This window comes from Sporosalibacterium faouarense (assembly GCF_016765695.1).
Classification (GTDB): Bacteria; Bacillota; Clostridia; order Tissierellales; family VENL01; genus Sporosalibacterium; species Sporosalibacterium faouarense.
Genome location: NZ_JAETGO010000034.1, coordinates 176,405 through 189,924 on the forward strand (window position 1 = coordinate 176,405; position 13,520 = coordinate 189,924).

At 30.2% G+C, this 13,520-nt stretch carries 16 protein-coding genes; 13 read left to right on the forward strand and 3 right to left on the reverse strand.

The genetic code is table 11. The annotated features are described in order from the left end of the window. Nucleotides 1-61 precede the first annotated feature (61 nt). From tnpC to JMO20_RS05660, 3 genes are all read right to left on the reverse strand, one after another. Entirely contained in the window at nt 62-1,477 is a 1,416-nt protein-coding gene (tnpC, locus tag JMO20_RS05650; RefSeq protein ID WP_202708554.1) for an IS66 family transposase, read from the reverse strand. An 89-nt stretch (nt 1,478-1,566) separates the two neighbouring features. Further along, nucleotides 1,567-1,917 (reverse strand): IS66 family insertion sequence element accessory protein TnpB, encoded by a 351-nt coding sequence (gene tnpB, locus JMO20_RS05655; RefSeq protein ID WP_202708555.1) that lies wholly within the window; start codon nt 1,915-1,917, stop codon nt 1,567-1,569. Beyond that, complete coding sequence (locus JMO20_RS05660) at nt 1,911-2,249, reverse strand: hypothetical protein (RefSeq protein ID WP_202708556.1); 339 nt, start codon at nt 2,247-2,249, stop codon at nt 1,911-1,913. The genes tnpB and JMO20_RS05660 overlap by 7 nt, the downstream gene beginning before the upstream one ends. Before the next feature lie 381 nt (nt 2,250-2,630). On the opposite strand from JMO20_RS05660, the gene JMO20_RS05665 reads away from it, so the two are divergent. The 13 genes from JMO20_RS05665 to JMO20_RS05725 all read left to right on the forward strand — a co-directional run bounded on the left by JMO20_RS05665 (nt 2,631) and on the right by JMO20_RS05725 (nt 13,372). Beyond that, nucleotides 2,631-3,077 (forward strand): DUF305 domain-containing protein, encoded by a 447-nt coding sequence (locus tag JMO20_RS05665; protein ID WP_202708557.1) that lies wholly within the window; start codon nt 2,631-2,633, stop codon nt 3,075-3,077. 249 nt (nt 3,078-3,326) lie between these two features. Next, the gene (locus JMO20_RS05670) at nt 3,327-4,109 is read left to right on the forward strand and encodes a hypothetical protein (RefSeq protein WP_202708558.1); all 783 of its coding nucleotides are present in this window, start codon (nt 3,327-3,329) and stop codon (nt 4,107-4,109) included. 173 nt (nt 4,110-4,282) lie between these two features. Continuing rightward, nucleotides 4,283-4,789, forward strand: a complete 507-nt coding sequence (locus JMO20_RS05675) for a hypothetical protein (protein WP_202708559.1) — start codon at nt 4,283-4,285, stop codon at nt 4,787-4,789. Then, nucleotides 4,789-4,983: a hypothetical protein gene (locus tag JMO20_RS05680; RefSeq protein ID WP_202708560.1), complete on the forward strand. Its 195-nt coding sequence runs from the start codon at nt 4,789-4,791 to the stop codon at nt 4,981-4,983. Before JMO20_RS05675 ends, JMO20_RS05680 begins: the two co-directional genes overlap by 1 nt. 194 nt (nt 4,984-5,177) lie before the next feature. Continuing rightward, nucleotides 5,178-6,872 carry a methyl-accepting chemotaxis protein gene (locus JMO20_RS05685; RefSeq protein ID WP_202708561.1) on the forward strand — a complete coding sequence of 565 codons (1,695 nt, stop codon included), beginning with the start codon at nt 5,178-5,180 and terminating at the stop codon, nt 6,870-6,872. A gap of 174 nt (nt 6,873-7,046) precedes the next feature. Then, a complete protein-coding gene (gene yunB, locus JMO20_RS05690) occupies nt 7,047-7,589 on the forward strand; it encodes a sporulation protein YunB (protein ID WP_202708562.1) in 543 nt (180 codons plus the stop codon). A gap of 166 nt (nt 7,590-7,755) precedes the next feature. Continuing rightward, the gene (locus JMO20_RS05695; RefSeq protein WP_202708563.1) at nt 7,756-8,985 is read left to right on the forward strand and encodes an FMN-binding glutamate synthase family protein; all 1,230 of its coding nucleotides are present in this window, start codon (nt 7,756-7,758) and stop codon (nt 8,983-8,985) included. A 360-nt stretch (nt 8,986-9,345) separates the two neighbouring features. Further along, a complete protein-coding gene (locus JMO20_RS05700) occupies nt 9,346-9,771 on the forward strand; it encodes a SoxR reducing system RseC family protein (protein ID WP_202708564.1) in 426 nt (141 codons plus the stop codon). Nucleotides 9,772-10,257: 486 nt separating this feature from the next. Then, nucleotides 10,258-10,398 (forward strand): hypothetical protein, encoded by a 141-nt coding sequence (locus JMO20_RS05705; protein WP_202708565.1) that lies wholly within the window; start codon nt 10,258-10,260, stop codon nt 10,396-10,398. A 62-nt stretch (nt 10,399-10,460) separates the two neighbouring features. After that, on the forward strand, nt 10,461-10,682 hold the full coding sequence (locus JMO20_RS05710) for a FeoA family protein (RefSeq protein ID WP_202708566.1): 222 nt from the start codon (nt 10,461-10,463) through the stop codon (nt 10,680-10,682). A 26-nt stretch (nt 10,683-10,708) separates the two neighbouring features. Beyond that, entirely contained in the window at nt 10,709-12,571 is a 1,863-nt protein-coding gene (gene feoB / locus JMO20_RS05715; protein ID WP_202708567.1) for a ferrous iron transport protein B, read from the forward strand. Between the two features lie 302 nt (nt 12,572-12,873). After that, nucleotides 12,874-13,170 (forward strand): CC/Se motif family (seleno)protein, encoded by a 297-nt coding sequence (locus tag JMO20_RS05720; protein WP_202708568.1) that lies wholly within the window; start codon nt 12,874-12,876, stop codon nt 13,168-13,170. A gap of 40 nt (nt 13,171-13,210) precedes the next feature. Further along, nucleotides 13,211-13,372 carry a Na+/H+ antiporter NhaC family protein gene (locus JMO20_RS05725; RefSeq protein ID WP_202708665.1) on the forward strand — a complete coding sequence of 54 codons (162 nt, stop codon included), beginning with the start codon at nt 13,211-13,213 and terminating at the stop codon, nt 13,370-13,372. Nucleotides 13,373-13,520 lie beyond the last annotated feature (148 nt).

The window sequence follows — 13,520 nt, forward strand, 5'->3', positions numbered from 1 at the left end:
TTCTGAAATCAAATATAATTTTGAGAAAATTACAAAGTAATACTGTTACTGGAAACATAACTTAGTTCAACACATAATTTCTACCAATTACAAATGGCTTTATTGACCGCTCTGCGGAATTATTGTCTATTTCTAAAGAACCATCTTCTAAAAAGAATTTAAAGTTTTCAAGTAATGGCTTTGTATATGCTAAAGCTTTACCAAGTGCACTTCTAGGAACAGCATTTTCTATTTCTTTATCTACATAAGATATGAACTCTTCTATTAATGGTTTAGATTTTTCAAGTCGTGCTTTGTAACGCTCTTCATAATAATTTTGTTTTTTACCATGCTGTTTTTTTAGCTCTTTTTCAATTTCATAAAGCTTTGCACAATAATTAAACCCTATTACAGCTCTTGAGGATTTTAGGGATTCTTCATCTAGATTTACTATTATTTCGTGGAATTTTCTTCTAATATGAGCTAAACAATATAGTCTTTTAATATTTTCAACTTTATTGTATCCTGCATATCCATCCGTTTGCAGGTATCCAGAAAATACACTTAAGAACTTTTTAGGACAAGAACCTGATCTTGTTTTTTGATAATCATAAATGATAATCGGATGATTTTCATCGGGAGACTTATAAAGCCACATATACTTTTGCTTTTTAGACTCTTTACCTTTATCATCTAAAACTTTAAGTACCGTTTCATCAGCCTGGACATAATTTCTTTCAAGAAGCTGTTCTTTCATAAGATTATACAGCGGCTCAAGTTCTCTAGCTGCGCTAATAATCCAATTTGATAAAGTTTGTCTTGAAAGATTTACTCCCATCATATTAAAATATTTCTCCTGCCTATACAAAGGCATTGCATGCATATATTTTAAATTTATTACATGACTAAGAAGCTCGTTAGAAGCCATACTTTTATGCAGTAGAGTTTCTGGAGCCTTAGCTTGGATTATATTTGCTTTATTGCTATTTTCTTCGCATTTCTTGCAAGCGTAGCTGTAGGTTATATGCTCTTCTACATATAATTCAGCAGGTACGTATTTTAAAATTTCTTTTGACTTAGTTCCTATAACTACTAAATCATTCTTACATTCCTTGCAAGACTGCTCATTTGCATCTAATTTATGTTCGATTACTATTTTTTCTAAATTAGCTAAATTGTCTTTTTTTCCAACATTTTTAGAGGGTTTATTTCTTTTATATGTAATTTCTTCTACAGTTGGTTCTTCTACTTTCAGATTACTATTACTTTCAGCTTCATCAAAGAATGATATTTGCATAGAATTAGTTTGTTCACTGGAAGATCCAAATATTTTTCTATTTTTATTAAGGACTTGATGCTTAAGATATGCTAACTCATTTTTTAAGTTTGCTATTTCCTTATCTTTTGCTTCAATCTGTTTTTCCATATTAGAAATTAGTTCTTCAGTTTTTTCATCTAATTGATTTTCTAAATTTATATTATTCATATTAGTACTCATTTTTAACCCTCATTCTATTTTATCGTTAATATAATTATACCATAAAACCATTGATATTTGAACACATTCAACAGCTTTATGGTATGATTTTAAAAATAATTTCTTTCTTTAATAGGTTTAAATTTAGATACCGTTCTGACTTCATATCCTTTAAGTAACCATCTTAATTCTTCTATACTAACTTTTATAGCTTCATCTTTATTCATGGGCCATTTAAACTTACTTCTTTCTAAACGGTGATAGTATAACCAAAATCCATCATCAAAATGAAGTATTTTAAGCTTGTTCATAGCTCGATTGCAAAATACAAATAAAGCTTTTTCAAAAGGATCAAGATTAAATTGAGCCCTAACTATCATACTTAATCCATCAATACTTTTTCTAAGATCCGTTGCTCCGCAAGCTAAATACACAGTGTCGACTTTATCGATATTTAACATGACTGCATAATAACCTTAAAAATATTCGATAAAGCTTCCTTATTATTACCTGGCACATGAATTGTAGCTTTACCTATTTCTATTTTTATATCAGAAGCTAAGTTAGATTTAGGTGAATTTATTTCTTCATTATTAGCTTTATTAGAAAAATTCTCTTTAAGATTAATAGCATGAAATTCAGGAGCATCGTTTCGGTTTGCTCTTTTCCTTTGATAATATAATTGATAAGGTTTTATATTGTTTTGCTTGCAAAAATCTACTATGGTTCCATCATACGAATAAAATTTATCTAAAATATCTTGCCAGTTGATATCTGGTGCTTCACTAGTCATAACAGATCACTCCCTATAAGTTTTATTATCTGTTATTTTAGCAAAGCTTACTGCCGCAAACTAGGCGTCAAATCTTTTACGCTTACTTAATTTGAGTGTGGTTTGTATCATTTAAAATGACTATCTACAATATACTGCTCAGAATTCGTAATGCAGATGGAAGAAGAACATCGGAAAGCCGTATGAGGGAAAACTTCACGTACGGTTTGATGAGGAGGTGGTGGAAGAGATTAAATCAAATCCACCATTTTACTCTACAAGTTGGATTGGATAAGTCTTATTAGTATCTAGTAGTTTAATCTGCTATGTGGCTTGAATATATTAAAATTAACTGGGTATATAAATATTAAAGATAATAAATAACTATAGGAGGAGATTATGATGAAAAACTATCTGAAGTTTGCTGGCATGATTATAACATCCACTATTATTATGTTTATCTTTAAATATTGGAGTACATTTGAAGTTGATCATGCATTTTTTAGTGAGACTAGAGCCTATATGGCATTGTTAATGGGGGCTACAATGACTATTATTATGTTGGTATTTATGAGACATATGCTAAAAAATAGTAAGATAAATATAGGAATTTTTCTAGGAAGTATAGCTATATTTGGTATTTCACTATTCTTACTACGTAGTCAAACTCTAGTAGATGATACTGACTATATGCAAGCTATGATACCACATCACTCTATTGCAATATTAACCAGTGAACGGGCTGAGATATCAGATCCAAGAGTTCGTGAACTTGCCGATGAAATAATAGAAGCACAACGTAGAGAAATTAAAGAAATGAAGAAATTAATCGAAGATCTTGAAGATTAAAGTTATAAATTACATAAAATTATCTCAAAGAAATGATGATTATGAATCGCAGAGAGTAGAGAATTATGAATGATAGTAAATATGTAAATAATAAGGTGAGCTCATCCCAGATTTAGTGACTGTTTACTATGTGATGAGCTTTTTCTTTGACAAGATATACATAAAAGAAACTATAAACACAAAAGATATACTTATTACCAACATATGAGACAATAAGAAGCTATGATAACGATAGAAAGGATGATTTTGGTGAAAAATAATAAAAGGTTTTGGGTAGTGGGAGGATTATTATTGGTAGTTGCTTTAGTGGTAGCAATGCCCTTTGGATACAATAGATTTATGAAACCTAATTATAGATATAATCCAATGGATACAGATGAGGATAGAGAATATAACTACGGGCCAGATATGATGGAAAATGGCGAATATCCCAATGGATATGGACCAGGTATGATGGGAAACGGTGGATATCAAAATGGATATGGTCCAGGAATGATGATGTGGGGAAATGGTTACCAATCTAGAGAAAATGAAAACACAGAAAAAATCTCTGTACAGAAAGTAGAAGAAATAGTCGAAGAATATTTAAATAATTATAATGAAGACTTAGAAATAGGAGATATCTTTGTGTTTACTAATACAGATTATTACGTATCCATAGAGGAAGTTGATACAGGAAGAGGTGCGATGGAGCTGTTAGTAAATCCATATTCAGGTGTGGTATATCCTGAAACAGGCCCTAATATGATGTGGAATGAAAAATATAATATGATGGGAACTGGATTTAGGGATAATAATGAGAAAAATATATCAAGAGATGAAGCGGTAAAGATAGCTAATGAATATGTCAACAATACTTTAGGTAACAATTATTCAGTTCCAAATGAGGGTCATGAGTTTTATGGGTATTATACGTTCCACGTTAATCAAGATGATAGTGCCGTAGGAATGTTAAGTGTAAACTACACAACTGGAGATGTATGGTATCATACATGGCATGGAGAATTAGAACAAGTTATATCTAAGCATTAAAGGTAAATGGTCTCAGCAAAAATAAATTGCTGAGATTTTTCTTTATCTTCATAATTTCTTCAAATTTGTTTATTATAATGTAATTAAATCAAAGAGAGGTCATTTAAATAAAAAAATATAGTTGCTTAGAATATAAATGACTGAATCAAACAAAAAACAAGGAGGACAAAATTATGAATAAGAGATTTGTAGCAATATTGAGTGCAGCAGTAGTTACGGTAGGTGCTATTGGTGGTGTAGCTTTTGCAAGTAGTATGAATGAAAATAATATAGAAGATAGTAAATCAGCGGTAATAGAATCAAAAGTAAATGAATCTAATATAAAGGAAGAAGATTCAAAAATAAATAATATAGTAAATAATAAGGCTAATCAAAACTATAATCAAAATAGTGCTAACAATCCATCAAAAGATATCTATCAAGATATGATTAAAATCATGAGAGAAAATGGGTATAAAGATGCTGCAAGATATATGCAAACAGGTAACTATGATGCTATGACAGATTATATGAACAACATATCTCAGGAAGATTATGATAAAATGATTGAGATTATGAATAATAATGGCTATGGATATATGGGTCAAATGATGGAGTCAATAGGTAGAGAAGGAATGATAGAGATGCATAATTCAATGGGAGCTATGCATGGTAGTAGTGGTATGATGGGTGGATTTTAATGAATATGTCAGGAATGCAAGGTGCATCAGGTGCGGCTGCTATGCCGAAAAATTGTAGTATAAAAAGCATGCATAATAATACAATGATGAAATCTAAAGAAGGAATCCAACCAAGAACTAAAGAACAAATTATTGAGAACAAACCTAAAATATACAATCCTAATGTTGGAACTAAGCTAGATATTAAAATTTAATATATCTTACTATTTAAAACACAATGATCTAGATATCTTCTAGAACATTGTGTTTTAATACTTTAATCATTAATAGCTATACATGATTTTCAGATTGGAATTTATGTTATAATATTTAGAGGTTAATTTGACAATAGGCTTAGGTACATACTTATGTTTGGATAGTATTAACAGTTTAAAGGGGGATTATAGAGTTGAATAGCATAAGAAAAAAGATATTTTTAGGATTTGCAATAGTAGTTTTACTAATGGCAGGAATGGGTGCTTTTGGCTTACAGATACTAAGTGGAGTTAATAATAGTGTAAAGTCAATGTATCATGAACAGGTAATGGGAGTAAATCTTATCAAAGAAGCACAATATAATTTAGGATTAGCACAAAGAGCTGAAAAAAATGTTTTGTTATCTGATAATATTAAGGATAAAAGAGAGCATTCAAAACATCTAGAGAATTTCTATTCAAATGGTATAATTAAGAATCTTAACGAATTTAAAGACATGTCCAATCATGGTGTTCAAGATGGAATAGATGGATTGATAACCAAAATAAATAATTTTAAAGATCTTCAAATGGCAGTAATAAATAATAGCATGAGTGGTAGTCAAGATGAGGCAATAAAGCTAGCTAGTAAAAGTATGGAAAAGGCTAGTGAAATAGAAACAATTATTAAAGAAATTATAGAACATAAATTAGAAGAAGCGAATAAATATTATGAGAGTAGTCAAAGGTCATATAATAATGCGGTAAAATTAGTAATAATTGCTTTAAGTATTACCATTCTAGCAACTATTGTTATGTCAATAATATTGGCAAACTCTATAGTGAAGCCTCTACATAAGTCTATTGAATTTGCACAAAGTTTGTCTAAGGGTGATTTGACTAAGCAGATTAATAATAAATTTAAAGATGAAAGTAAAATTCTAGTTGAAGCATTAAATGCTACAGGAAATAAATTAAAGGAAATTATGTTAAATATTAAAGAGGTTTCTAACAATGTTGATTATAGTAGTGAGCAGTTATCTACTGCCTTAGATGATTCGAATATATCTATGGATTCAATAGGTCATAGCATAAGTCAAATTGGTAGTAATATACAAGAGGTAACTAACTTAGTTGAAAATATTGAGATTAGAATGAATGATATTAGTAGCAGTTCTAGTGACATTATAGTACTTACTAAAGATATTGAAGATAACACCCGTATTCTTAAGAATGAGACACAAAATGCTGAACAAGCTGTAGATATATTAATACATAACAACTCCGATATTGAGATGGCTACAAAAGAGGTTAAATATTCAGTAGAAGAACTAAGTAACCTATCAAAAGGTATAAGCGAGATAGTTGATATAATAGCAAATATTTCTAATCAGACAAATATGTTAGCCCTGAATGCAAATATAGAAGCTGCTCGAGCAGGTGTTAATGGACAAGGATTTAGCATAGTGGCAGAGGAAGTAAAAAAATTATCTGATGAGAGTGCTAGTGCTACAAAGAAAATAGAAGATATGATACTAATGGTTCAAAATCAAATTGAAAAAGTAGCTAATAATACCATGTTAACTGAAGGGAAAGTTACTGAAGGTTCAAGAGTTGTTAGTGATACGAACGAAAATATAAAGAGAGTTATGACGGAAGTAGATCATGTAATACAAAATGTAGATAAAATAAAAAGCCAGTGTGCAAACCAACATGAATACATTGAACTTATATCAGATGTGACTAAAGGAGCAGTTGTAAATGCTCAGAAAGTAACTGATGCTGCACACCAAATCAATAGCAGCATTCAAGAACAGATTGCTACGAGTGAAGAAATAGGAGCAACATCCGAACAGTTAGCTACTATGACAGATAATCTTGATAAGATGATTAATTACTTCAAGGTTTAACAAAAATATATATTTGTGAAAATGGCGCTTGAAGAAATTAAGCACATTTTATTAGAATATACAGTTTAAGACACCGGGGTCTTAAAAAAAAGCCCATAATAAATGTAAAATGTTTCTGCCAAAAACTATCATTATTCTACCAAAACACATCTAGTATGTGGGAACATTTTAGATGTGTTAACTTTTATACTTGATTCTATAGAGTTTGTTCAATTCAATAAATTTAGCAGTTTAGTAATACTAGCTAACAATCTAATGATGAATCGGTTAATCTCAGAGATAGCCCTTACAGTACAAGAAACTATAAGGGCTTTAAGCACTTCAAGTATAAAGGTATCCCTTGGAAATATATTTGGAAGTCAATTACTGGCCCAGTATGGTCCTAATATAGATATAAATGTAACTCCAATAGGGAGGGTAAATGTAGACTTTTTTACAGAATTTGAACAATCGGGTATTAACCAAGCAAGACATAAAATATATCTAGTTGTAAAGGCAGAGGTGAAAACCATAGTACCCTTTTCATCAAGTACTATGATGGTAGAATTAACAATCCCAATAGCAGAAACTATAATAGTTGGTAAGGTACCACCAAATTATATAAATGTTCCTGAAGATGAATTTATGAACGTTGTACCTAATGGTGGAGAAAATTTAAAATATGCATCTCTTTCAAATATAACTAAGACTTTTAGTATTTTAGGGTCTTTAATATAATCATGTATTGTTAAATAATGGTTTTTCAAAATTTATTGCAAAATATATATTTATTAATAGAGCTTTCATTAATTGGATATTATTTTGTATGAAATTTATATACTAGCACATATTAATATTTGGTTTTAGCATACTATTCATAAAAGAATAGAATGAGGTGTAATAATTGAAAAAACTTACTGATGTATACAATATAGATAAACTTTTATTAGACGAAATATATAACAGAGCATCTAATAGCAAACCCCTATATGAACATCTTGGAAGTACCAAACCATGGCCAGATTTTGACCAATTTAAGTTTTTATCAAACCAGCTTCATGAATTTATGTCCATGGAGCATACGAATATAAAAACGAAAACAACAATTGGTTCTCAGGCTAAAAGACCTATGGAAATTGATATACCATTGATGATAACAGGTATGACATATGGTGTTATAAGTGGTGCATCAAAAATAGCTCTAGCTAAAGCTGCTGCTTTAGTTGGAACTTCATCTAATTCTGATGAAGGTGGGTTCCAGTTAGAGGAAAGGGAAATAGCCCCTAAATATGTAGTTCAATATAATAGAGGTAATTATTGCAATGAAGAGAATCATCTTAAACTCGCAGATATGATTGAACTAAAATGGGTACAAGGAGCAAACCCAGGGACACTGGACTTTAAAAAAGCTAGTGAGATTACTGAGGAACTTAGCATACTTCGTGGATTAGATCCTGGCGAGGATTCCTATATGCCTCCTCATCACAGGAATATCTCTAGCCATAAGAATCTTAAAAAAACAGTAGAATGGTTGAAGGAAATTACTGAGGGTGTTTCTATTTCAATCAAAATATGTGGTTCCAGAATTAAAGAAGATATAGATGTCGCCATTTATGCTAGTGCAGATGTGATTGTAATGGATGGGGCTCAAGGGGGAACCGGCGGCTCACTTCTTCTTATTGAAAATGATTTTGGACTTCCAACTATGTATTCAACTTCAATTGCTGCAGAATACCTTAAGAAGAAAGAAATGGAGGATAAGGTATCATTAATTATAGCAGGGGGTATTAGAACACCTGGGGATATAATGAAAGCCCTTGCTTTAGGAGTAGATGCGATATACTCATGTAAACTGTTCCTTCTAGCAATAACACTTCCCATGAGTCGTGACGAAGTATTTATTAATAAACCATTACAATTAATTCATTATAATGTACCAGAGAATTCACTATTTGATACAGATAAGGGATCTAACTCTTTAGCAAATTATATGAAAGCCTGTATGGAAGAGAAAAAAATGGGATGTGGATTATTGAGTATAGATGATGTTCATAAACTAAATAAGAATCATATGTACTCTCTAAGTGAACAAGTTAGCAAGGCTACAGGGGTAAAATATGTAACTGAAATATAATGACATAAAGCATAGGATTAATATACTACATATTTTCCTATGCTTTTATAGTTTGTGATTCTTAATTAGTAATATTTCCTTTCGGATGTAAGTTTTCACACACTACATGTTGTATATCAAACGAATCTAAATAGATGCTAATCTTAACTATAATTTCTTAGTATTATATTTGGGAAATTAATTAACATGTTTTCTTTATGATTCTAGACATAAACCTAAGTAATGAAATGAATGATAATTAGATGGATTTAGTAATATATATAACTCCGAAGTGATGTTTTGAATATGGTGGATAATATTTACTATTAATCTATATGGTATGAAATTTGCATGTAGAATTATATAGAAAGGAGATTTACTATGCAAAAGATAGGTCAGATTATATCTGAGAATGGTAATATTACAAAGGTAGAAATCAGACGAGTTAGTGCCTGTGGTGAAAAATGTGGTAGCTGTAGTGGTGGTTGTAGTAGTTCAGGAATGTATATTGAAGCTGAAAATCCTCTTAGTGGAAAGAGAGGTCAGTTTGTTAAAGTAGAAATTGAAACTAGCACAGTTATGAAGGCTGCCCTTTTGGCATATGTTTTTCCTCTTGTAATGCTTATATCTGGAATACTAGCAGGTTCTTTTATTCATGATAGATTAGCCTTTACCATATCTTCTGAGCTTTTTAGCTTTTTATTTGGTGTAGGTCTTATGATTATTTCTTATGGAGTAGTTAAAATTTTTGATATTAGTTATAAATCGAAAGGGAATATTAAGTATAGGATTACAAAAGTTTTATAGATTTAAAGCATAAGTTAATTCTTATATGTTTTCTTGACAAATTCAATAAGTTAAATTGTAATTATGACAGCAATAATAATTATCAATAGTATAATAATATTTTAAAATTCAAGCAAATTCCTAGTAGGGCAGCTGGTATTAAGGAAAGAATTAAAAGATAAATCACTAATAGTGATCAAGTGGTAAGTATCTAAAATATAAATGAACTTTTAGGATATATTATCCGTAGAAGTTAAATAGTGGAAACAATATTAAAGTTTGTTCTATAGTAGCATAAAATGATATTCAAAGAAATTTACAGAAAAATCTCTTGTAAATATATATCTTAAGATTAACTTTAATTATGCTAAAAATAAATATATAAAAAGTAAGTATTTATTAAAAATAAAATTTTATTTTTATAAGTACTTTTTTAAAAAACTCATATTGATAATGATATGCAATTTCAATACATACTAACTAATAAAATGTAATTTTAAATTGGAGGTGAAAAAAATCAATAACTTTGCAAGTATTTTAATAGGAGTACTAATAATTGGTCCAGCTCTCTGGTTCAGTGGTAAGAAGGTTTTGAAGTTAGTTAAAGGCGAAGGATGTTGTAGTAGTAGCACTAAAAGAGTTAAATAGACTAAAATAGGAGAATTACTATATAAATAATTTTAAAATTTATGCTTAGGAGGATGAATGTATTGACTTTAGATTGTGCAAAAAGAGGACAGATTATTGAAATTATTGAAATACCAGACTCTAAAATTAGAGTACAGGCTATTAGACTAGGGATGTTTGAAGGAGCAAAACTTAGTTGTTCTGAAAAAATACCAACTGGACCAATTATTTTAAAAAATAGACTTCAAGAAATTGCTATAGGAAGAAATTTAGCTAGGAGAATTAAAGTGAAATTGATTTCGTAAAGAAAACATAATTAGGAGGTTTTAGTATGGAATGCTGCCACAATCCAGCAGTTAAAATAGATATACCTAATGAAGCTAAAAAAATAGTATTAGCAGGAAATCCAAATGTAGGAAAGTCAGTCTTTTTCAATTATTTAACAGGTCTTTATGTAGATGTTTCCAACTTTCCCGGAACAACCATAGATATAAGCACAGGAAAATTTGGTGAAGATGTTATTATGGACACTCCAGGGGTATACGGAGTATCTTCCTTTAACGATGAAGAAAGTGTTGCTCGTGATATTATTCTTTATGCTGATATAGTCGTTAACGTAGTAGATGCAGTACATATGGAAAGAGATTTGTTCTTAACACAGCAAATAATTGATATGGGTAAAAAAGTTATAGTTGCACTAAATATGATGGATGATGTAAAAAGAAATGGAATTACAATAGATATAGATAGGTTATCCAAAGAGTTAGGAGTTGAGGTTATTCCTACAACGGCTATCAAGGGTGAAGGTCTTGATAGGTTGAAGAATGCTATATATAGGGCTAAGACAGGTAATAGGATAAAGAAAATTGAATCTCTAATTGATAAAGTTATTGATAAAGTAGATACTGAATCTGAAGCATTGCTTGTATTAGAAGAAGATGAGAATTTAATTGAAAGACATAGCTTAGTAGAATCATTTTCCCAGCGAGAATCCCTTTACAAATTACGAAGAACTAGGGTAGATGAAATAGTAAATAATGTCGTTTCTGAAACAAATCAAAATGCTTCTTTTAGAATTAAATTAGGAAGAATGATGATTAAACCGATAACAGGAATTCCTATACTTTTATTTACTTTATATTTGATGTATCAAGCTATAGGAGTTTTTGTTGCACAAACAGTAGTAGGAATAACAGAAGAAGTTATAATGGGAGAATATTATTATAACTTTATTATGAATTCGGTAGGTAACTTTATAAATGAGTCAACATTATTAGGAGAATTACTTATAGGAGAATTTGGACTATTAACAATGGTTCCTATTTATATGCTTGGACTTTTATTGCCACTAGTAGTAGGATTTTACTTATTCTTATCTATATTAGAAGATTCGGGATACTTACCAAGGATAGCTACTTTAGTAGATAGAATGCTTACATCTCTAGGGCTTAATGGAAGAGCTGTTATACCCATGATTCTAGGTTTTGGATGTGTTACTATGGCAACAATTACTACAAGACTTTTAGGTTCAAAAAGAGAAAAGTTCATTGCTACAATGCTGCTAGGACTTGCTATTCCATGTTCTGCTCAATTGGGAGTTATAATGGGACTTATTGCACCACTTGGGTTTAAAGCATTTATGATATATACTTTAACGATATTTATTATATTTGTTTTAACAGGAACTATTCTTAACAAGATAATGCCTGGAGAATCTACAGATCTTTTAATAGATTTATCACCACTTAGATTCCCAAGAATAGGAAATGTCTTAAGAAAAACCTATACTAAATCAGTTATGTTCTTAAAGGAAGCTACACCTTTATTTATTATCGGTGGACTAGTAATTGCAGTAATGCAATATACAGGTCTACTAGACACTATTGCTAATTCACTTTCACCATTTACAGAGGGAGTATTAAAGTTACATCCAAAGGTAGCTGAAGCATTTATAATGGGTATTGTTAGAAGAGACTTTGGAGCAGCAGGATTAAATAACTTAGCAACTCAAGGATTGTTAACAAATGCACAGGTTGTAGTATCTTTAGTAACAATAACCCTCTTTGTACCATGTATAGCTGCTATTATGGTTATATTTAAAGAAAGAAGTTGGCAAGAATCTGCTTTGATATGGATAGGAAGTTTTGTAATTTCATTTGCAACGGCAGCTATTTTGGCTCAAATTATTATTTAGATTTTAAACACTAATTTAACCTGAAACTTTAATCCTTTCTAGTTCGATAGTCAAAACATTGCATAAGTCAATTGATTCTGTTCAACGTATTTCGAAGGGTAATTTAAATACTCAAATTAGTGATTTTTTTAATTATATAATGTTAATTTTGCTTAAAACCAACAAAGGAAATTAACTCAGAATAAAATATTCAACACTGATGAAACTATTACCAAAGGAGATATGTAAAGAAAGATATTTTGTAATGATGTTCTCTTGTAAAACATAATTAAAAGATATGAAATAATGATTGGAGGTATTTTATGGAATTTAGTATCTCAACTAAAGCTTCTAATTACATTAATGAGAAAGGTGGAGAAGTAGTAATTTATAAAGGGAAACGTAGTTTGGGTGGTTGTTCCGGAGCCACTATCCCGACTCCAATGATGAAATTAGGAAACCCTGACCGTTCCCATGAAAATTACCAGCTTATCAAGGAGGCAGGGATAACAATTTATCTTGCTAATGAGTTACAAAAATATAAAGGAACTGCAAAAATTGAACTTGATAAAATTTTATTTTGGAAGTCTCTTTCTTTTGATTACCTAAGGGATAACTAGTGCAATCATAGGCTCTTCATGGGCAACTTGGGCACTAATAATGCCTTTAGCAATTAGTTTCGCATTAAATTCTGAAATTAATATTTCGTTAATGGTAGGAACAGTGTGGGCAGGGGGAGATGTAGCAGATCTTATTTTTCCTTTATCTGCACAAATGGTAGATACTTCATTTGGAGAACATTTCTTGTTGATGAAATTATAAAAGTACAACGTAGAGAAATTGATAAAATGAAGAAGTTAATAGTAGATCTTGAAGAAGAGTAATAATTTTAAATTGAAAGTGATGTTTAAAGTTATTAATAATAAGATTTTTAAATAGAGTTTTGATAAAGAATCATGATTAATGCAGA